The organism is Flavobacterium resistens (assembly GCF_900182645.1).
Taxonomy (GTDB): Bacteria; Bacteroidota; Bacteroidia; order Flavobacteriales; family Flavobacteriaceae; genus Flavobacterium; species Flavobacterium resistens.
In genome coordinates this window covers 121,655-144,413 of record NZ_FXTA01000006.1, presented here as the reverse complement: position 1 = coordinate 144,413, position 22,759 = coordinate 121,655, and the positions used below count along the sequence as shown (strand labels likewise).

Sequence of the window (22,759 nt, the reverse complement as noted above, 5' to 3'; positions counted from 1 at the left end):
CTATTAACTAAGAATACAAAAAATGAAAAAATTATCCTTATTCTTCTCAATATGCTTTTTGTACACCTGTACAATAAGTGCGCAACAGCCATTCGATAAAAAATTAGTTCTAAAACAAATGATTTTGGCTAATGATTATTTTATGCAAAAATGGCCAGAAACAGGAAAAACAATCATCACAAACAAAGAACGCCCAAGTAATATTTGGACACGTGGTGTTTATTATGAAGGATTAATGGCGCTTCATGAAATTTTTCCAAAAGAAGCTTATTATGATTATGCCTATTCATGGTCAGAGTTTCACAAATGGGGTTTCGATAAAGGTAACACAACCCGAAATGCTGATAATTATTGTGCCGCACAGACTTACATTGACTTGTACAATTTAGAACCAGATGCTAAGAAACTAAAAAATACAAAAGCAAACATCAACATGCTTTTAAATACACCTCAATTAGACGATTGGTCTTGGATTGATGCCATTCAAATGGGAATGCCAGTTTTTGCAAAATTGGGCGTTTTAGAAAAAGATAATCGTTATTTCGAAAAAATGTACCAAATGTACATGTACTCAAGAAACAAACACGGCGATAACGGATTATTTAATCCAAAAGATGGTTTATGGTGGCGCGATGCCGATTTTGATCCGCCTTACAAAGAGCCAAACGGAGAAGATTGTTACTGGAGCCGCGGAAATGGATGGGTTATTGGCGCATTGGCAAAAGTACTTACCATTATTCCTGAAAACGCACCACACAGGGAGCAATATGTAAAAGATTTAAAAGCAATGGCTGCAGCATTAGTCCCAATTCAAAGAGCTGACGGATTTTGGAATGTAAGTTTGCATGACCCAACAAATTTTGGTGAAAAAGAAACTTCAGGAACAGCTTTATTCGTTTATGGAATGGCTTACGGAATCAACAGTGGTATTTTGAAAAAAGAAACGTATTTGCCAGTTGTTCAAAAAGCTTGGGATGCTATGATAAAAGAAAGTCTTCACACTAATGGTGCTTTAGGTTTTTTACAATCAACAGGTAAAGAACCTAAAGATGGCCAACCACTTTCATACGATAAATTTCCTGATTTTGAGGATTATGGTTTAGGTTGTTTTTTACTTGCAGGCTCAGAAATTTATAAAATGAAATAATGAAAAAAACGCTCTTATTTCTTGTTTTAATTCTTTTTAAAACCTCGATATTTTCTCAGGAATTTAAGAGAGAAAAATACAACTTCAATTCAGACTGGAAACTAAAAACCGGAGACTCTAAAAATGCAGAGTCTCTTGGTTTTAATGATAATTCATGGAAAAAAATTACGCTTCCGCACGCTTACAATCAAGAAGAAGCTTTTGAAAAAGATATTGAACATCTTACAACTGGAATTGTTTGGTACCGAAAAAAATTCAAACTCCCAAAAGGAATCAAAGACCAAAAAATCTTCTTAGAATTTGAAGGAATCCGACAAGCTGGAATCATTTACATCAACGGTCATAAAGTTGGAATGCATGAAAACGGCGTAATGGCTTTTGGCTTTGATATTTCAGATTTAATTAAGCCTTTTCCCCAAGAAAATATTGTTGCTCTACGAATTGATAATGACTGGAAATACAAAGAACAGTCAACTGGAGTTCCTTATCAATGGAATAACACTAATTTCAACGCAAATTACGGCGGTATTCCAAAAAATGTTTTTCTTCATATAACCAGCAAATTATATCAGACACTTCCACTCTATTCCAATCTAAAAACTACAGGAGTTTATATTTATCCTTCTAAAATTGACATTCAGGCTGAAAGTGCTGTTATCAATGCAGAAACTGAAATACGTAACGAATTTGAATCGGCAAAAACAGTTGAATATGATGTAATAATTGAAGATTTAGAAGGAAAAAAAGTCGCTTATTTTTCTGGCGAAAAAACAACAATTGCTCCAAATGAAACTAAACTTTTAAAAGCTAATTCTCTTCTTAATAATTTACATTTTTGGAGCTGGGGATACGGTTACTTATACACTGTAAAAACCATTTTAAAAGTTGACGGAAAAATTGTTGACGAGGTTTCCACCAAAACCGGTTTTAGAAAAACAGCTTTCGCCGAAGGACAATTTTGGCTCAATGATAGAGTTTTACAAATAAAGGGGTATGCACAAAGAACCAGCAATGAATGGCCGGCAATTGGAATGTCTGTTCCGGCTTGGATGAGTGATTTCAGTAATAAATTAATTGTAGAAGGAAATGGAAATTTAGTTCGATGGATGCATGTTACGCCTTGGAAACAAGATATAGAATCCTGTGATCGAGTTGGATTATTACAAGCCATGCCTGCCGGTGACGCCGAAAAAGATGCACAAGGCGATACTTGGAAACAGCGTGTAAACCTGATGCGCGATGCCATTATTTACAATAGAAACAATCCGAGTATTATTTTTTATGAAAGCGGCAACGAATCCATCAGCGAAGCGCATATGCACGAAATGAAAAGCCTGAGAGAGACTTATGATCCTTTTGGCGGACGAGCAATCGGTTCCCGTGAAATGCTGGACAGCCAAGAAGCTGAATACGGCGGGGAAATGCTTTACATCAACAAAAGTGCACGAAAACCATTATGGGCTACCGAATATTCACGAGACGAAGGAATGCGTAAATATTGGGACGAATTTTCACCTCCCTTTCATAAAGAAGGAGACGGACCTTTATATCGCGGAACTCCCGCATCAGATTATAATCACAATCAAGATCGTCATGCTATTGAAAATGTAGTTCGCTGGTATGATTATTACAGAGAAAGACCCGGAACCGGAAAAAGAGTAAATTCTGGCGGTGTAAATATTATTTTCTCTGATTCCAATACACATCATCGTGGCGAATCGAATTACAGAACCAGTGGTGAAGTTGATGCTATGCGTATTCCTAAAGATGGTTATTGGGCGCATCAGGTTATGTGGGATGGTTGGGTTGATGTTGAAAAACATCGTACACATATTATGGGACATTGGAATTATACTGACAACGTGGTTAAAAATATCTACGTGGTTTCTACAGCTCCTAAAGTTGAACTTTTTGTAAATGGAATTTCTCAAGGTTTTGGAAAAAGAAGCAGTGAATTTTTATTCACATTTGAAAATATTACGTGGAAATCTGGTACAATAAAAGCAATTGGTTATAATGAAAATGGAACTATTTTAAGTGAAGATCAAAAAATAACTGCTGGAGAACCTTCTCAAATCAAACTGAAATTAATTACACAACCACAAGGAATGCTCGCCGATGGCGCTGACACTGCCTTGATTGAAGTTGAATTAATCGATAAAAATGGAAATCGATGCCCTATCAGCAATGATATGATTTCGTTTTCTTTAAATGGTCCCGCTTCTTGGCTTGGTGGTATTGCTCAGGGGCCAAAAAATTATATTCTTTCTAAAGAAATTCCCGTCGAAAACGGCGTCAACCGAGTTATGATTCAGTCTTTGGCGAAAGCCGGAAAAATAACAATTTCAGCGCAAGCTCTAGGATTAAAACAAACCGAATTATCATTTGAAACTAAAACTGCAGAGACAAAAAACGGTCTTTCAATAGAATTACCTGGAAATAATCTGGCTTCAAATTTAGAACGCGGACCAACTCCGAAAACGCCTTCTTATGCACAAAAACGAATTCCGGTAAATATCTTAAATGCTGTTTCTCCTTCAAACAATAATGACACTTACAAAAGTTATGACGACAACGAATTAACGGAATGGAGAAATAATGGAAACATTGCTACAGGATCTATAACTTACACGCTTTCAAAACCTTCAATTGTAAATGAAGCTGTTATAAAATTTACAGGCTGGAGAACTAAAATTTATCCAATTCGAATTTTAGCCGACGGAAAAGAAGTATTCAAAGGAAATACAACTCAAAGTTTGGGTTACATTACTATTCCACTAGAACCAGTTTTAGCTGAAAAAATTACAATTGAATTAATTGGTGCTAATACCGAAAAAGACGGATTTTCAAAAATTGTTGAAGTAGATCCAACAAAAGAACTAGATTTATATAAAGATAAAACATCGGTTGATGCGACCGGACAATTACGCATTGTTGAAATAGAATTTTATGAAAAAATCAAATAATTTAAACCGTCTGAAAGCTTCATTGCTTTTCATTTCTTTATCGCTGACAATTCCAGCGCTTTCGCAGAAAAAAGAAATTCCGTTATGGGATAAAATTCCAGATGAAATTGTTTCAAAAGAATATTCTGAAGAAGTAGATCACAAAAACGAACTTTCAGAAGGAGTTAGAAAAGTAACGTTACCAACTCTAACTGTTTATTTAGCAGATCCAGAAAAATCAAACGGAACATCTGTTATTATTTGTCCCGGGGGCGGTTACGGAATGTTGGCAATTAACAAAGAAGGTTTTAAAGTTGCCGAATGGCTTAACAGTTTAGGAATAAATGCTTTTGTCTTGAAATATAGATTACCTAGCGATTTAATCATGAAAAATAAAACTGTTGGACCACTTCAAGATGCACAGGAAGCTGTAAGACTCGTTCGAAGAAATGCCATAAAGTGGAAACTAAACCCTGGCAAAATAGGCATTATGGGCTTTTCTGCTGGAGGACATTTAGCATCTACGCTGTCGACACATTATAACGATAAAGTTTATACGTCTTCAGACACAACTAGTGCCAAACCCAATTTTTCGATTTTGATCTATCCTGTAATTTCTATGCAGGAAGGTGTAACGCATCAAGGTTCTAAAGATAATTTGTTAGGAAAAAATGCTGGCAGTGAATTAGCCGATAAATATTCAAATGAAAAACAAATAACCGCAGAAAGTCCAAAAACATTTTTAGTTCATGCTACAGATGACAAAGCAGTTCCTGTTGAAAACAGTATAAATTATTATCTAGCACTGAAAAAAGAAAAAATTCTTGCAGAAATGCATTTGTATGAAAACGGTGGCCACGGTTTCGGATTAGGTGTAAAAGGAACAAATGCAAACTGGCCAAAAGACTGCGAAAAATGGCTAACAGCAAACAATTACACTTTAAAAACAGATGGTTATGTATTTACTTATTTTAAAGGAAATGGTGAAGACGGGCTACATTTAGCCTACAGCGAAGATGGCTATAAATGGACTGCTTTAAAAAATGACACTTCATTTTTAACGCCAGAAGTAGGAAAAGATAAACTGATGCGAGATCCGTGCGTTATCAAAGGCGGAGATGGATTATATCATATGGTCTGGACAGTCAGCTGGACAGATAAAGGAATTGGTTATGCTTCTTCAAAAGATTTAATTCATTGGTCAAAACAAGAATTTATTCCTGTAATGGCTCATGAAGAAAAAGCAAGAAATACTTGGGCACCAGAAATTACTTATGATGAAAAATCAAAAGAATATATGATTTATTGGGCTTCTACAATTGAAGGTAAATTTTTGGAAACAAAATCAGAGGAAGAAAAAGGATATAATCATAGAATCTATTATACCACAACCAAAGATTTTAAAAAGTTCACAAAAACAAAATTATTATATGAACCAGGCTTTAATGTAATTGATGCTTCTATTGTAAAACAAGAGCAGCAATATGTAATGTATTTGAAAGATGAAACTCGTAATCCGGTTCAGAAAAATATCAAAATTGCATTCAGCAAAAATTTAACCGGCCCATATAGTTCAGCAAGCAAAGCCATTACCGGTGATTACTGGGCAGAAGGCCCCACAGCAATAAAAATAGACAACAATTGGATTGTTTATTTTGATAAATACACGCAAAAAAAATATGGAGCTGTTAAGGAAACTTCAAAAGGCTGGGAAGATATTTCAGAGCAAATCAGTTTTCCGACAGGTACGCGTCATGGAACAGTTATAAAAATTTCTGCTGAAGAAATCAATACTTTAAAAAAAGAGTAACATTCATTCATTTGAAAATAAAAAAGCAGGATATTGAGCAACTTATATCCTGCTTTAAAAATCAGACTTTTAAACTTAAACATCCAAATTTCTTTTAAAAATTGATTTATTTCTGTCTGCAAAAGTTTTAAAACCAACAAGTTAAGACATTTATAAAAACTACTACATAAGTAACTTATTATCAAATAATTAAAGCCGTATAAAAGACAAAAAAATCTTTATCTCTTAACTGAAAACTATTACAGATATATTTTTGGAATAAATAAACTTATCGAACTTTTTATTAAAAAAACCTTGGTGTAATTATTCTGGATTTTGTTCTGGCACGTAAATCAAAACGAAGAAAAATTTCATGAGAGCCCCCATTATAATTTCCAATATTAGTTACATCATAATCGTAAGCATACCCTATATTAAGACTTTGATTGATTTGAAACCCAGCCATTCCGCTCACGACAGCATCCCATCTATATGCTATTCCGAGTGTTAATTTATCCATAAAAAGAAAACTAGCAGATACATCTACTGCCAGTGGGGCGCCTTTTACTGCTTTAACCATTGATGCGGGTTTAAATTGAATATTTTCATTTAATTTAAAAACATAACCGCCAATAGCGTAAAAATGCATTTTTTGCGATGCTACTGATATTTTCACATCATCATAAAATTTAGTTTCTAAAATTTGGGGAACAGACAAACCAAAATACCAACTGCTAGAATGAAAGTAAACTCCAGCGCCTATGTTAGGAGAAACCTCGCTGAGAATTCCAGTAAAATATGGATCGTCAGGGTCATAAACATTCAGTTTATTAAAGTCAACTTGCAAGAAATCAATAGATCCACTAACACCTAAAGACATTGTGATTGATTCTGAGAGTTGTATGGGGCGAGAATAACCAATTGAAAATATTGTTTCTGTAGAAGGCCCAATTTGTTCATTAATAATAGACAGTCCTACGCCTTGTCCGTTTTGTGCAACTGGACTCTGAATTGAAAAATTTGCTGTTTCAGGCGCTCCATCTAATCCTACCCATTGTGCCCTATAGAGTCCGAATACACTTGGCACACCGCGTGTTCCTATGTATCCCGGATTAATACTCATCGTATTGTACATATATTGTGTGTACTGCGATTGCTGCTGGGAATAACATCGATGAAAAGAAACCAAAATAAAAAATACAAGTACAGTTATTTTCATAATCACTGACTTTATATTAATTAATGATTTTAAACCGTATAAAACTTCTTTTCCTTATCGAAATTTTATACTAATACAGTATAGTCTTTTAAGAATTGATCTTTAAGGCCATAATTCAATCTTTATAGTTCGATCTTAAAAATCACTATTCAACTTTCGCTGAAAGCTCCGACCTTGTTTTTTTAATTCAAAACAATATCCAAACTAAATAATGGCAAATACTAAAATATAGGAGTTTTAATTTTGAAATATTATGGCAAATAAAGAAGATAGAGTCAAATACACTCAAATTAAGAAATTTAAAATATAAATTTTCAACCTGTTAAAAAAACATCAAATTTACTGAAAATCAACAAATTAACTTTAAATATTTCTATTTTTTCTAAATAAAAAGTGCTTTGAACTTATTTTATTCCTTTTTGAAGTGTAATGAGAGAAGAATCTTTTGATGTTTTAATCTGATTTATTACAATTTGTGCAATTTTATTTGCCCCTAACAAAGAGAGATGCGTATCGTCTTTTTTTTCATCCTTATAATAAGGTACTTCTCCAGCTTTGAAATGCAAATGGAGCAATTTTGATTTTTCTGGTCCATAAGACTGCTCTAACAATTCTGTGTAATATTCTAAATCTATAAAAGGTACTTTATATTCTTGCGCAACCAATCTAGTTTCTAATGGATAATCGCCGTGTGTAGGAACCAATACACCTTTCTCATTAAAATTACGTCTTGCAATTGAAGTCAATAAAATTGGGATTGCACCTTTTTCCCTGCTTTCATTAACAAATTTAATCAAGTTATATCGATAAACAGTATGAGGGTTAGTGTAACGAGTCGAGTCTTCAATTTTTTCATCATTATGTCCGAATTCTATAAAAACATAATCTCCTTTTTTAAGTTTTTTATAAATAGAATCCCAGCGTTTTTCGTTAATGAAACTTTTTGTGCTTCGGCCGTTTACTGCTTTATTTACAACTTTAATATCGTCCTTAAAAAAAGATTGTAGAACCTGCGCCCAGCCATGTTCTGGATTACTATCTGGATCTTTTTTATTTGCCATTGTTGAATCGCCAATGCAATAAAGCGTTGATTTTTGTCCAAAACTTATCGATGTGATTAGGAATGCTATAAGAAGATATTTTTTCATTTTTTTATTTTTAATTATCGTCAGTATGTGCTGATTTCAAAAACTTTAGAATCTGAACATCTTTAAAACTTATTTTGCCGCTGTTGGCACTGATGCTTTTTTACCAATAAAAACATCAGTCATCAAAACATTTTCAGCATTTTCGTTTGACAATGCATTTTTAGCTGATTTTATTTCAATATTCTTTAAAGATATGTTTCTAATTTTTTTATTTGGAAATCCCTGAATTACAATTCCACTTTCTGATGCTTTATTACAAACAATATCAGAGAAATGTACATTTGAAATATCCGATTGAAAACCGCTTCCTTCTCCATGATAATTAGCCGTAATATATATACAATCTTCAACTTCATCCAACTGAATATTTCTAACGAAAATATTTTTAATAAAACCTCCTCTGTCTGCGTTTGTCTTCAAATAAATACCTCTTTTTAAGTAACCAATAGTTTTACAATTCTCTACAAATACATTTTGAACTCCAGCTGACATTTCACTACCTATCACAACACCATGAAGTCCTTTAAAGTTACAGTTTCTGATTATAATATTTTCACTTGGCGTTGTTGTATTGGCACGCCCTTCATGATCTCTGCCTGCTTTGACAGCTATATTATCATCACCATTATTAAAAGTTACATTTTCGATTAAAACATTTTTAGAATATTCCGGGTCAATACCGTCGTTATTATAATTTAAGGATTTATAATTTATTCCACGAATTGTAATACTTTGCGATTTTAATAAGTGCAGGCACCAAAATGGGGAATTCTCAATTCTGATATTTTCAATTAATAAATTTTTGCAATTAAAAAATTGAATCATCTGCGGACGCAAAAAGCAGCTTTCACCAAACTTTCTGTCCTTTAATGCGACGTTATTATGATTCATTTCACGACTTCTATTTTTGCCTGCTTCTTCTTTTGATTTAAAACTTTTCCAAATATTTCCCCCTTCACCATCAATAGTTCCTTCGCCTGTAATTGCAATATTTGAACATTCATAAGCATAAATAAGCGGACTATAATTATACAACATTGTCCCCTCCCAACTTGTTAAAACCATTGGAAGATAATCTTTCGGGTTATCACTGAATTTTATTTTTGCCCCTTTTTCTATTTTAAGATTAACATTACTGACAAAATGAATTGGGCCGTTAATTTTATAAATCCCTTTTGGTACAACAATAGTTCCACCATTATTCTTTCTGCACAGGGCCATCGCTTTGTCAAAAACTGATTTGTTATTTGAAATTGAATCGCCTTTTGCTCCAAGTTTTAGAATATTAATCTGATATGATGGAATAATTGGCAACTGAATACTTTTTACAATTGAATCTACTTTTGCAGATGGAAATTCGCTGTTTTGAGCAAAAGAAACAGTAGAAATTAATAAAATTAAAAGCACTTTAAAACTCATAATAAAACATTTTATAATTAGAATTTACTTTGAATACCAAGTTGGAATGTCATCTTTCAAAATAGTTTCTAATGTGTATTTTTCAGCTTCATTCTTTTTTAACTGATGCGACCATGAAACTCTCTTAGTAGGCTGAAATCCTTCTCCACTACAATTGTATTCGGCATAAAAAGTATTTTTTTCAGCCTCAGGTTTCGACCAGTTTTCCCAACCTTCTGACTTAATATGTCTGCCCAGTTCACAATTCAAGAAAACCGTCTTGGCATAAATACGCCAAGGTCTTCCTAAATAAACTGCATCGGCAGATCCTTCAGCAGTTAATTTACAATTTTTAAAAACAAACCCGAAAGGAGTTCCTTCAGGCGTTGAAGCGGCAGTTACATAGGAATTTTTTATGCTGTGAATTTCACAATTTTCAAAAAAGGCAGTTGCACTTCCAAAAATAAAATCTGTCGTGCCCTCAATATAACAATTTACAAAATATTGCTTTGCTTCTTTTCCCGACAAATATAAAGTATCCTGATTTCCAAGAATATTGCAGTTTGAAATTTTGGCACGATTGGCAACAACTGATAAAGCAATTCCTTGCCCATTATCACCAGAAGCATTTTTTATCGTTAAGTTTGAAACAGAAAAATCATCTCCTTCTACCAAAACAGTATAAGTATAAAAAGTGCTGTTGCGTCCTAAGTTGATTTTCGAAAAATTATCATCAAAAGTAATAATAGTCTTTTCTTTGCTTTCTCCCTGTAAAACTACGTTTGTGTTCCATTCTGGAATTCGCACTTTTTCATTATAAATTCCATTTTTTACTGCAATAGTTACTCTTTCATAAGGAAATGCAGGACAAGCATAAACGGCATCTTGAATTTTTGTAAAGTCACCCGAACCATCTTGTGCAACGGTAATCAGTGTAACATTTTTTTTATCCGCCGAGGAAACTTTTGTTCCATTTTTGATTGCCCAAGCAGGATATTTTTTTAGTACTTCTTTTGGTGCGTCAGAATACCAGGAATAGCCATTTCTCCTTTCGGAACCAATTTGATCTAACGATTTTTTCCTGATTCCGTCGCGATCGCAAAAGAACGGTTCATTTGTTTCTAAATCCATAAATCTTGCCCAAATAGGTCCTGCATTTATGGCTGGAATCATCTTTTTATCTATAATTTTTCCTTCCTCGTTTAAAACTCTCTTTTCTTCTAAATTCGTAATTTTTGTTTTTTCAAACCAAGCCACAGCACTTTTTACAGCGGTAACAATTTCTCTTGAAGGTTTTTCAATTGACATCAAAAGCAATACTATTTTGGTTGACTCATAACCGCTTAATGAAGCAAGTTCAAAAGCTCTAGCATTTGCCGGAGCCAAAGTAAATTCATCATGTTGGGCACACCACGCTGTTAAAACTCCTTTTTGCTTGTATTGCGTTTTTAAAATGCAGTCAATTCCTTTGTCAAATGCTTTTTTAGCTTTCTGAACAACTTCTTTTGATGGTTTAATGCTATAAAAATCAGTTTCTTCACTAATTTGTTTCATCACATTTAAAATGTTTACCATCGAATCATCATTATAGGTAATATGTGTATAATAACCTTTTTTAAGCGGATAAAACTGAGGCCAGCCACCATTATTGTATTGTGCTTCTAACAAATAATTCAATCCTTTTAAAAATGATTCTTTATAACGTTCATCTTTTACCTGAGCATACATTTTTGACATAAAAAGCATTTCCTGACAGGTTGCGCCATTATCAGTTGTAGTTTCTACAGCAGTTTTTTTGAGTGCAATTAAATCTTTTTTTTGCTGTGGAGTTAACTCATCCTGCATGGCAATATTTTTTGGCCATCCACCAATATTTCTTTGATAAAGCAATACATTTTCCGCTACTTTTTTAGCCTCATCTGTTCCAAACCAAGAAGCATCATTTTTACGAATTACATCCGGCCAGCTTTTATAATTACTTTGCGCATTCAAACCAAAACTTAATGCGAATAAAAGAAATGCTATTGTTTTTCTAAATTGAATCATTTTCATCTTATTTAGTAATTCTAAACCAATCTACTGCGACATTCCCGGAATCATTTGTAATTTTTTCACTCAAGGCAAAAAGACCAACTTTAGCACCAATCCATTTTCCTTCTTTTGAAATAAAATCATTTCCTATTGCTTGATATTTTTTATCATCCAAACTATAATAAAAACTGCAAATTCCTCCTTTTTTTATTTTGACTCTCAAATAAATTATATTGTTCGGAATCAAAACTGGATTTGTTTCTGTCTCCTCAATTTTCTTATCGAAAGTTCCCGTTTTTTGATTCAAATACAATTTACCATTATCATTTTTTAAATTCAAATAACTATAATCTAGTCCCATAATAATTAAGCCTGTACTCTCTCCATTTAATCTTGTGTTCAAAGTTATTTTTGTCGTTGCGGTGAATTCTTCCGCAGGGAATTTTTGAAGAAGCAAATTTGGCGCTTCAAAAATTTTCTTACTGTCTTTAATTGTAGGAACACAGTACAAACTTAAATAACCTAAACTTGTTGGAAATCCCCAATTATTTTGAGGATTTGCCTGCCATTGCCATTGCAATCCCAATTTTGGCAAATTAAACTCATCTGATTCTGCTGGAGTTTCAATAGGGTATTTTTTTCCAACATTAGGTTTTTTAAAAGTCGTTACGGGTTCGCCAATTCCATTTTTATCAAAATCTTGTCCCATTACAGGCCAGTCATTTTCCCATTTCATTGGTTGCAAATGAACGATTCTCCCGTAAGCACCTTTATCTTGAAAATGTATAAACCAATCTTCGCCGGTTTGCGTCTGCACCCATGCGCCTTGATGCGGACCGTTAATATTGCTTTTGCCTTGTTCTAAAACTTTTTTCTTCTCGTACGGGCCAAAAACATTTTTTGATCTTAAAACCGTCTGCCAGCCTGTAGAAACTCCTCCAGCCGGCGCAAAAATGTAATAATAATTGTTTCGCTTATAAAACTTTGGGCCTTCAATTGTTCCTTCTCCATCATGACCGTCAATCACCATTACTTCATCATTGTTTGTAGTTGTTCCTTCGGCATTCATGCTGCAGACTACGAGTAAACTTTTAATTTTTGCACGGCTTCCGGCAAAAGCATGAACTAAATAAACTTTGCCGTCGTCGTCCCAAAGCGGACTCGGATCTATAAGTCCTGTTCCGGCTTTAACCAAAACCGGCTCTGACCAAGGTCCTTCTGCTTTTTGGGCTTTAATCATGTAAATTCCGAAATCTGGATCAGGGTAATAAATATAAAATTCATTGTTATGAAAATTTATGCTTGGCGCCCAAATACCGTTTCCATGCTGGACTTTATCAAAAATTTCTGTTGGCGTTTGTTTGATAAGCGCATGCCCGATAATTTTCCAGTTAACCAAATCTTTAGAATGCAAAATTGGTAATCCTGGAATACAATTAAACGACGATGCCGTCATATAAAAATCATCTCCTACCCTTATTACATCTGGATCTGAATAATCAGCATGTATGATTGGATTTGTATAAGTTCCGTCCCCATTGTCTGGTATCCAAACCTGCGAAAAATTTTGCTGTACAGACATGGTCGATAATAAAAGAAAGAGGAATTTTATATTTTTCATTTTTAATATGATTTTTTTATGCATCTTTTTAATTCAAAAACTTTCTTTTGAAACCGAATGCCCTAGCCCCGATAGAGCCGGTATCCTTTTTGCCCCGCCACCGCGGGACAAAAAGATATAGGCGAAAGCGGGAAACAGCTCCTAATTATTAAAAACTGATTTTTATATACTTATCTGTTTAATTCTAAAGCTGCTAAAATAAATGGTCCAGTTGCTTTTGGATCATTATCTTTCTTTTTCTCTTTCACGTAATATTCATAAGAACCATCTCTGTAAGGGGTTCCTCCCAAACCAGCAACCTGGCAAGCCTGAGTCAAAGTAATACCACCATCGGCATCAACTTTTATTAATTTTGTAGTTAATCCGTCGAAAGCTTTGTTGGCTATTTTTTTGAATTTTGCTGGTAAATAGCCTTTATTTGCACCCTTTGCAAAAGCATAAGCAAACATTGAAGACCCAGAAGCTTCTAAATAATTTCCTTCTTTATTTCCTTTATCAGTCACTTGATACCATAAACCAGATTTATCCTGAAATTTTGCGATACTTGCTGAAGCATTATTAAGATATCCAACTAATTCTTTGTGTTTTGGATGCTCTTTTGGAAAATAATCTAAAACATCAACAAGTGCCATTACATACCAGCCTAAAGCTCTTGACCAAAAGTTTGGTGAATTTCCAGTTTCTTTATTTGCCCATGGCATTTTTTTGCTTGAATCCCAGCCGTGGTATAATAATCCTGTTTTTGAATCTGTAGCGTGAAGCTGTATTTCTTCAAATTGTTTTGCAACATCATCTAAATATTTTCCATTCTCAAAAGTTACTGTGTATTGAGCGTAGAATGGTTCGCCCATGTATAAACCATCTAACCACATTTGATTTGGATAAATGTTTTTATGCCAAAATCCGCCCTCAGGTGTTCTTGGTTGTTCTGATAATTGTTTGCGAAGAAGCTGCATCGCTTTTAAATACTTTTCTTCTTTTGTTGTTTCATAAATATTAAAAAGCAGACGGCCAGAAACAACCATGTCGATATTGTATTTATCTAATTCATACGACTTAATCGTTCCGTCATTTTGAACTAGTGCATCAACATATCCTTTTACATAAATTGGATATCTTGGATCTGGATTTTTTTTGTAAAGTTCTTCAAAACCATGTAAAACCAGACCGTGTACATAATCCCATTTCGGCCCTTTCGAATCATCAATCATATACGCCTCTGGATGGCGCTTCATCAAAGTCAAAGCCATTTTATCTGACCATTTTGCGTTTTTTGAAATCACAATATCTTTAGGAGCGGTTTCTTGCGAAATTGCTTTTGAACTTGTAAAAAGCATAAAACAAGCCATTGCAGCCGATGCTAAATATTTAAGTTTTCTATTATTTTCCATTTTAAAATATATTTTAATTTTTGCTATCATTCGTTTTATTATTATTTAAATATTTTGTCTAAAAATGGTATTGTATAATTCATCATTTCATCAAACCAAGGCTGAAAAAACCAAAATGAATGTGGAGAATCTTTAATCGTTTTTACTTCGTTATAAATTTTATTCTGATTTAGAATCGCAATCATATCATCTCTTCCGGCATGAAATCTATCAAAACTGCTGTTAATAAAAAGAACTGGAGGCGTATTTTTATCTGTATGAGTCAAAGCTGAAGCGTTTTTCCAGTTTTCAGGATTATCTTCATAAGTTCCTTTTAACCAAAACGATGCCATTTCTCCTTCTTGAGATTCTGGATGCTTAAAAGCCAGAATTCCATCAACATCAATAATAGCATTTACTTTTGAAGAAGATTTACTTTTAAAAATTGAATCTTCAAAAGCTGTATTGTTGTTTGTTGTACCAATCAAAGTTGCCATTTGGCCGCCAGAAGAACATCCTAAAACTGCAATTTTATTAGGATCAACATGGAATTTTTTCGCATTATCTTTTATGAACTTTATAGCATTTTTGACATCATAAATTGCTTCTGGATATTTTGCTTCTAATGATAATCGATACTCAACTGGAAAACATGAATATCCTTTTGCTGCAATTTCCTGCGCCATAATTTGCATTTGACTTTTATTTCCAGATCTCCAACCACCGCCATGTATCATAATTATAGCTGGATTTGCTTTTTTTGAAGTATAAAAATAAGCATCTAAATGCAAATCTCTTTTCGCTATTTGATTATAAACAAGATCATTAATCTGACTAATGTTATTATCCTTTTTTTTAGTTGCAATCGTAATAAAAGGATATTTTTTAATCAATTTATTGTAAGTACTTTTCACCGTATATGAAGTGTCAATACTGTATTGGCTCTGAACCGTTGCAGCATTTAAAAGCAGTAATAAAAACAATATTTTCTTTTTCATTTCTAAGCTTCTAGTTTTTAGTTAAGAAAGGAGCTCGGTACTTGACCAAACTCCTTTTTTAACAACTTCAAAAAACAACTTTCGAAAAAAATTATCAAATCATTACTAACCAAGATTTTCGAAAAATAAAAAAACAAAACTGCTTTTTATTTCATTTGATAATTATTGAAAGTTTACAAATTGGTTTGGTTATAAAGTATAATTAAGTGGTTTAATTTTTAATGGATTCCATTTTTTTTCCGTTGATGTAGGTATTTATAAAATTTACACCTTTCACGTTTTTCAGAGAATAAACAGAATCTACTTTTGCGATTGTGACATCTTTAAATGTTATGTTTTCAATTGGAGATTCTTTATAACCATCGGCTAAAATCCCAAATTTTCCGCCATTTTTAACCTTGACATTCTCAAGGCTGATATTTTTAATTGCTGGAATATAATTTCCAACTTGACTGCCGTATATATCATAGAACATAGTTACTCTCAAAACACATTCTTTTACGGTTCCAACTTCAATATTTCTAACATAAATATCTTCTGTCGTTCCACCGCGCTTCGAATTTGTTTTGATTCTGATGGCACGATCCAATTCCGGACTATCCATCACACAATTTTCAACATAGACATTGTTTACTCCAGCTGTAATTTCACTTCCCATAACAACACCGCCGTGGCCGTCGATCATTTTACAATTTTGAACAATAATATTTTTACTCGGAATTCCAACTCTTCGACCATCAGCATCTCTCCCCGATTTAATTGCGATACAATCATCGCCAGTATTGAAGGTGCAGTTTTTAATAATTACATTTTGAGAATATTCAGGATCACAGCCGTCGTTATTAGGTCCGTGGCTGTTTACTGTAACGCCATCAATAATTACATTATTCGATTTTAGCGGGTGTAAAATCCAAAATGGCGCATTAACAACCGTGATGTCTTTTACTAAAACCGTATTACATTCGAAAAACTCAATAAAATTTGGGCGTAAATAATGTCCTTCGCCAAATATACGTTCTGCAACCGGAACATTTTTTTCAGCCATTTCAACCAAATTATCACGATTTAATGGATCATGCTGCGATGGCTGTCCTTTGTCCCAACCATATCTTTTACTTCCACACCAAGGCCACCAATTTGTATTATTTGCTTGTCCGTTTAAAGTTCCTTTTCCCGTTATAGCAACATTCGTTTTATTTTTCGCATAAATAAGAGGTGAATGATTCATTAATTCTGTTCCCTCCCATGACGTGTGAATCAAAGGATAATCTTTGGGATTTGTACTAAAAAGAATTTCTGCCTGATCTTCTAAATGCAAATTCACATTGCTTTCTAAATGAATTGGTCCAGTCAAATATTTTCCATTTGGAACTAAAACTTTACCTCCGCCATTTGCAGCACATTCTTTGATTGCTTTTTCAAAAGCTTGCGTATTCATTGTTTTTCCGTCAGCAATGGCTCCAAAATCATTTACATTATAAGTCTTATTTACAAATCGTGTTTCCGGAATACTTTTTACAATTAATTCCATCTTCTTCCATGGATCTGTTTCAGAAACGCTCGAAACTTGTTTTCCGCATGATAGTAGAAGCAAAGAGAATACTCCAAGAAAGGAGATTGTTTTTAACGCTATATTCTTATTTGTAATCATTTACACAGTAATTTATAATTTAAGCGAGTAAATAGCCTCGTGTTATGTAATCGATTACACGAAAGTATAAAATTTGTTTCTACAGAACAAATTTATTTAGAAATAATTTATATATTTAATTTTTATTTGCAATTATATTTACAGTTATGCTAAAAAAACACATAATTTTTTATCATTACAGAGTTGCAAACGTTTTAGTTATTAATTATGTAATCGATAACAAAAAATATTGAGATATATAAAAAAAATGTATTTTTGTCTTAAATTAATTCTGAAAACCTTTTTGAATGAGCGAAAAAATAACCATTTATGATATTGCCAAGAAATTGAATATCACTGCCGCCACTGTTTCCAGAGCTTTAAATAATAATCCAAAAATAAAGGAAAGCACAAGGGAACTGGTTATTAAAACCGCTGCATCAATGAACTATAAGCAAAACAAACTTGCTTTAGCATTAAAAAGCGGAAGAAGCAATAATATCGGTGTTATTGTTCCTCGTATTGACAGTAACTTTTTCGCATCTGTCATTAGAGGAATTGAAGAAGAACTTCATCCACATGGTTATCAGGTTATCATTTGCCAGACGCATGAAAGTCCGAAAAGAGAAAATGAAAATTTATACACTTTAATTGATGCTCAGGTTGATGGTATTATGATGTCAGTTACTGATGTTACCGATGAAAACGACGGTGCTTTTCATTATGTTTTAGAAAAAAATGTACCATTAATCTTTTTTGACCGAAGTAAACATATAGATGGTGTAAGCTCTGTAACTATTAATGATTTTAAAGGAGGATATGTTGCCACCAAACATTTAATAAATGAAGGTTGCCGTGCAATTGCTCACTTTTCAGGAGATCAGTCTCTTGAGATTTTTAAAAACAGGTTTTTAGGCTATAAGCAAGCCTTATTAGATAATGGCATGACTTTTAAAGAAGAATATGTAATTCATACAAAAAGTAGTGTTGATGCCGGAAAAGAAGCAATTGATGTTTTATTAGCATTAGAAACTCCGCCCGATGCTTTATTTTCTGCCAGTGATTTTGCAGCTTTAGGAGCAATTCAAGAGTTAAAAGAAAGAAATATCAGCATCCCTAAAGAGTTTTGTGTGGCGGGCTTCAGTAACGAGCCTTTTACTAAATTCATGGAATTATCAATCACTTCTGTAGATCAATCGCCTCTTGAAATGGGAAAAATGTCAGCCCGAGTTTTCTTAGAACAAGTAGATAAAACAGAAACAATCAAAATTGAGAAAAAGGTAGTTCTTGCACCAGAATTACATATTCGTAAGTCTTCTTCGAGAACAAACTTCTAATTTTTTTCACCATATAAGTTATATAAGTCCAATTAAAAATGGACTTATTTTTTTATCTACATATTGACAAAAAAAAAAGACGCACTATCGTGCGTCTCTACATATAAAACTTTGTCACTTTGTATCTTTGCAACTTTGACCTAAAAAACTACAATGAAACTCCTCTTTTCCAAGGAATAAATACATCTTGTTTCAACTGGTCTGCTTTTGTTTCCACGTTTCCGCTCGCCAATTCTATAATGTAATCTACTATTTCTGCTCCAACCTCGGTAATGGTTTTTTCACCAGTAATCACCGTTCCGGCATTTACATCGATAATATCAGACATTCTATTAATTAATGCCGTATTCGAAGAAATTTTTACAACAGGTGCAATCGGATTTCCCATCGGATTTCCTAAACCTGTGGTAAATAAAACAACTGTTGCGCCCGATCCAACCAATCCTGTGGTACATTCTGCGTCATTTCCTGGCGTATTTAAAAGATTTAATCCTGGTTTTGAAATATATTCTCCGTAATCTAAAACATCTACAACAGGTGAAGTTCCACCTTTTTTAGCTGCGCCAGCAGATTTCATTGCATCTGTAATTAATCCGTCTTTGATGTTTCCCGGAGATGGATTCATATCAAACCCTGAACCTGCATCTACAACTGATTTTTCAAAAGCTTTCATTAAAGTTAAAAACTTATCTGCTTTTTCTTCGTCCACACATCTATTCATCAATTCTTGCTCAACGCCACATAATTCTGGAAACTCTGCCAAAATTGTTTTCCCTCCCAAAGCTGCAAAAATATCTGAAACAATTCCTAATGCCGGATTAGCAGAAATTCCGGAAAATCCGTCAGACCCTCCACATTCTAAACCAATACTTAGCTTTGAAAGAGGAGCAGGTTTGCGTTCAATTTTGTTGGCTCTTTTAATGGCTTCATAAGAATCTTTAATCACCATTTGAAACATTTGATCAGTAGTTCCAATTTGTTGTTGCTCATAGATCAAAATTTCTTTATCACTATTCGGACTCATTTCTTTCAATGCCTTTTTAAAAATATCAACTTGCAAATTTTGGCAACCTAAACTTAAAACAGTTGCACCTGCAACATTTGGGTTATTCACATATCCTGCAAGCAGTTTTGCCAACAATTCTGAATCTTGTCGAATCCCTCCACAACCACCTTGATGATTGATAAATTTTACTTCGACATTATCTAAAAGATTTTCATTTAAATTTTTATCCGAAACTTCTTCTACGCTTTTTTCTTCAATTAAAGAGCGTAACAAATTTTTATAAGAAACTTCTTTTTTGGGCATTAATTCGTTTTCAAAAATATCTTTCAGTTTTTCGATATTTTTGTTTTCGCAAAAAACCAATGGAAAAAACAACCAAACGTTTTTGGTTCCAACTTGCCCATCAGTACGGTGGTATCCATTGAAAGTTTTGTCTTTCCAACGATCTACATTTGGTGGAGTCCAACCTAAATTTCCGTTTTTACCAAAAACTTTTTCACTTTGATGTTTTACATTTTCGGTAGTAATTACTTCTCCTTTTTTTATAGGTTTAGCAGCTTTTCCAACCAAAACGCCGTACATTATAATATCATCACCGATTGCAAAATCTTTCTCAGTGATTTTATGTTTTGCTTTAACATCCGTTGTTGGTGAGACAGTGGCTCCTTCAAACATAATTTGTTCGTTTTGTACCAAATCGGTTAAAGCGACAATTACGTTATCTGCTGGGTTGACTTTTATTAACTTTTTTTGAGTTGCCATAACTATCGTATGTAATTCTTAATTTAATTGTTTTTGAAAATTGATGAAGCCTTGCTCTACGCCATTGGCATCAATTTCTTCTAAAGCTTTTGCAATTGATTCTGTAAGAGAAGGAATTTCAGTCAAATCTTCATCCCAGAAGCTTTTATTTTGCAAAGTCAATCTCGCTATTTTATTATAATCATCTGATGTCCAAAGTCCGTTAAAGAACGAAACAATATCTTCACTGTCTTGAACTGGAAGATTTTCACCTTTCCAAGTACCTTTGTAAAAGCGAATCAAACACGCAAATGCAAAAGTTAAATGAGCTGGCAATTTATGATGAACATCAACATATCCTGTTAAACTTGGCAATACACGAACTTTAAATTTAGAAATTGAATTCAAAGCAATAGAAGACAATAAATGTTTAATGAAAGGGTTTCTAAAACGATCTAATATTTCTTCAGCAAAACTGTTTAGTTCAGCTTTATCCATATTTAAAGTTTCATTAATCTCATCAAAAACTGCTTTATTTACAAATTCTCCAGTAAAAGCATTGTCAACAGTTTCTTTTACAGTTTCGTTTCCGTAAAGCAATGAAAACGGTACCATTGCAGTATGTGCACCATTCAGAATTCTAACTTTACGTGTGCGGTACGGCTGCATATCAGCCACAATTTTTACATCTAAATCTGTTTTTTCAAACGGAAGTTTCGCTTTTAATTTATCATCTCCTTCAATCACCCATAAAAAGAAACTTTCAGCGCTTACAATCAAATCATCTTTGTAAAGAAGCTGACTGTTATATTCTTCGATTTGGTCTTTTGGATATCCTGGAACAATTCTGTCTACCAAAGTATTATGAAAAGAACAATCATTTGTTAGCCATGATTTAAAATCTTCTCCAAGATTCCACTCATTACTATACTTCAAAACAATTTCCTTTAAAGTATCTGAATTATAATTAATTAACTCACAAGGAATAATTGTTAAAGCCTTTGATTTATCACCATTAAAGTGCTTAAATCTTTCATGCAAAAGTACAGTTAATTTTGCAGGAAAAGAAACTGGAGGCTGCATAGAAGGTTTATCTGACTCGATGTATTCAATTCCAGCTTCTGTTGTATTAGATATAATAAATTCTAATTCTTCTTCTTTGGCTAAAGCCAAAAATTCCTGAAAAGAAGCATAAGGATCAACCGCTTTTACAATATTTGTAATTAATTCCTTTTCCTGAATTTCCTCACCTTTTTTAACGCCTTTCATGAATAAAGTATACAGACCATCCTGATCATTAATCATGTTCACTAATCCTCTGTCAATAGGCTGTACAACTGCAATTCCAGCATTGAAATCTGCTTTTTTATTTAATTCCTGAAAAGCATATTCTACAAAAGCTCTCAAGAAATTTCCTTCTCCAAACTGCACTATTTTTATCGGAAGTCTATGTGAAAACTCCGTATTTGATCTGTTAATTTTTTCCATTATAAATTCATTTGAGCGTTATAAATAACCAACTTCAATACCTTATTCATTTTTTCTCGGCTTTATATTGTAAAAGAAACATTACACCTGAAAGAGTAAAATAAATCCTGCTGTGAGGAGTGACAAGATTTATTTTGCAAGCGTAATGTTCAATTACAACATCTAAAACTCTAAAAAAAACCGCATGCCAAATAAGGAACTGGTATGATTATTCCCTATTTATTTTTAATATTTTTAATGATCTCCAAAACCTGACTTACTTTAACCTTTAAACCGTCAAAATCTTGTTTATCCAATATATCTTTTGAAATTAACTGCGAACCTAAACCAACACAAGTTGCTCCAGCATTTAACCATGAACTCAAACTTTCAACCGTTGGATAAACACCGCCCGTTGGCATAATGTTCGTCCACGGACATGGTCCTTTTATCGCTTTGATGAACTCTGGTCCATAAATATCAGCTGGAAATAATTTTACAATTTCACAACCAAATTCTTCTGCTCTTGCAATTTCAGTAAGCGTTCCGCAACCTGGCGACCATAACACTTTACGACGATTACAAGCAATTGCAATATCTTCTCTAAAAACTGGAGTTACAATAAAATTTGCGCCCAAACTCATATAAAGTGAAGCTGAAGCTGCATCTGTTACTGAACCAACTCCCAACATCATTCCTGGCAATTCTGCCAAAGCATATTTGTTCAGTTCACCAAAAACTTCATGAGCAAAATCACCTCTACTTGTAAATTCCATCAATCGTGAACCACCGTCATAACAAGCTTTCAGCACTTTTTTGCTTAATTCTATATCAGAATGAAAAAATAGCGGAACCATACCGTTTTCTTTCATTTGCTGTGCTACTTCAATTCTTGAATATTTTGCCATTTTT

15 protein-coding genes are annotated in these 22,759 nt (G+C 33.4%); 4 read left to right on the top strand and 11 right to left on the bottom strand.

The features are described from left to right. Positions 1-22: 22 nt before the first annotated feature. From FN795_RS19715 to FN795_RS19705, 3 genes are read left to right on the top strand one after another with little or no spacing between them, the layout of a single operon-like run. The gene (locus FN795_RS19715; RefSeq protein WP_142452204.1) at positions 23-1,147 is read left to right on the top strand and encodes a glycoside hydrolase family 88/105 protein; all 1,125 of its coding nucleotides are present in this window, start codon (positions 23-25) and stop codon (positions 1,145-1,147) included. Then, the gene (locus FN795_RS19710; RefSeq protein WP_142452203.1) at positions 1,147-4,113 is read left to right on the top strand and encodes a glycoside hydrolase family 2 protein; all 2,967 of its coding nucleotides are present in this window, start codon (positions 1,147-1,149) and stop codon (positions 4,111-4,113) included. The genes FN795_RS19715 and FN795_RS19710 overlap by 1 nt, the downstream gene beginning before the upstream one ends. Further along, a complete protein-coding gene (locus FN795_RS19705; protein WP_142452202.1) occupies positions 4,097-5,902 on the top strand; it encodes a prolyl oligopeptidase family serine peptidase in 1,806 nt (601 codons plus the stop codon). The genes FN795_RS19710 and FN795_RS19705 overlap by 17 nt, the downstream gene beginning before the upstream one ends. Before the next feature lie 283 nt (positions 5,903-6,185). Here the strand turns inward: FN795_RS19705 and FN795_RS19700 are convergent, their stop codons facing one another. The 8 genes from FN795_RS19700 to FN795_RS19665 all read right to left on the bottom strand — a co-directional run bounded on the left by FN795_RS19700 (position 6,186) and on the right by FN795_RS19665 (position 17,317). Further along, entirely contained in the window at positions 6,186-7,100 is a 915-nt protein-coding gene (locus tag FN795_RS19700; protein WP_142452201.1) for a PorP/SprF family type IX secretion system membrane protein, read from the bottom strand. A 404-nt stretch (positions 7,101-7,504) separates the two neighbouring features. Next, positions 7,505-8,248 (bottom strand): rhamnogalacturonan acetylesterase, encoded by a 744-nt coding sequence (locus tag FN795_RS19695; RefSeq protein WP_142452200.1) that lies wholly within the window; start codon positions 8,246-8,248, stop codon positions 7,505-7,507. 69 nt (positions 8,249-8,317) lie between these two features. After that, entirely contained in the window at positions 8,318-9,667 is a 1,350-nt protein-coding gene (locus FN795_RS19690) for a glycoside hydrolase family 28 protein (protein ID WP_142452199.1), read from the bottom strand. 24 nt (positions 9,668-9,691) lie between these two features. Then, the gene (gene pelA / locus FN795_RS19685) at positions 9,692-11,692 is read right to left on the bottom strand and encodes a pectate lyase (protein ID WP_142452198.1); all 2,001 of its coding nucleotides are present in this window, start codon (positions 11,690-11,692) and stop codon (positions 9,692-9,694) included. 7 nt (positions 11,693-11,699) lie between these two features. Beyond that, complete coding sequence (locus tag FN795_RS19680; RefSeq protein WP_142452197.1) at positions 11,700-13,298, bottom strand: glycoside hydrolase family 43 protein; 1,599 nt, start codon at positions 13,296-13,298, stop codon at positions 11,700-11,702. Positions 13,299-13,468: 170 nt separating this feature from the next. After that, positions 13,469-14,689, bottom strand: coding sequence for a glycoside hydrolase family 88/105 protein (locus FN795_RS19675; RefSeq protein WP_142452196.1), 1,221 nt, complete (start codon positions 14,687-14,689; stop codon positions 13,469-13,471). A gap of 41 nt (positions 14,690-14,730) precedes the next feature. Further along, entirely contained in the window at positions 14,731-15,666 is a 936-nt protein-coding gene (locus FN795_RS19670; RefSeq protein ID WP_142452195.1) for an alpha/beta hydrolase, read from the bottom strand. Positions 15,667-15,877: 211 nt separating this feature from the next. Then, a complete protein-coding gene (locus FN795_RS19665) occupies positions 15,878-17,317 on the bottom strand; it encodes a glycoside hydrolase family 28 protein (protein ID WP_142452194.1) in 1,440 nt (479 codons plus the stop codon). A 287-nt stretch (positions 17,318-17,604) separates the two neighbouring features. Here FN795_RS19665 and FN795_RS19660 point away from each other — a divergent pair, with 287 nt between their 5' ends. Continuing rightward, positions 17,605-18,633, top strand: coding sequence for a LacI family DNA-binding transcriptional regulator (locus FN795_RS19660; RefSeq protein WP_142452193.1), 1,029 nt, complete (start codon positions 17,605-17,607; stop codon positions 18,631-18,633). A 148-nt stretch (positions 18,634-18,781) separates the two neighbouring features. Here FN795_RS19660 and FN795_RS19655 read toward each other — a convergent pair whose 3' ends face one another. From FN795_RS19655 to FN795_RS19645, 3 genes are all read right to left on the bottom strand, one after another. Continuing rightward, the gene (locus FN795_RS19655) at positions 18,782-20,401 is read right to left on the bottom strand and encodes a UxaA family hydrolase (protein WP_142452192.1); all 1,620 of its coding nucleotides are present in this window, start codon (positions 20,399-20,401) and stop codon (positions 18,782-18,784) included. Positions 20,402-20,419: 18 nt separating this feature from the next. Continuing rightward, positions 20,420-21,868, bottom strand: coding sequence for a tagaturonate reductase (locus tag FN795_RS19650; protein ID WP_142452191.1), 1,449 nt, complete (start codon positions 21,866-21,868; stop codon positions 20,420-20,422). A 215-nt stretch (positions 21,869-22,083) separates the two neighbouring features. Next, on the bottom strand, positions 22,084-22,755 hold the full coding sequence (locus FN795_RS19645; protein ID WP_142452190.1) for a bifunctional 4-hydroxy-2-oxoglutarate aldolase/2-dehydro-3-deoxy-phosphogluconate aldolase: 672 nt from the start codon (positions 22,753-22,755) through the stop codon (positions 22,084-22,086). Positions 22,756-22,759: the final 4 nt, after the last annotated feature.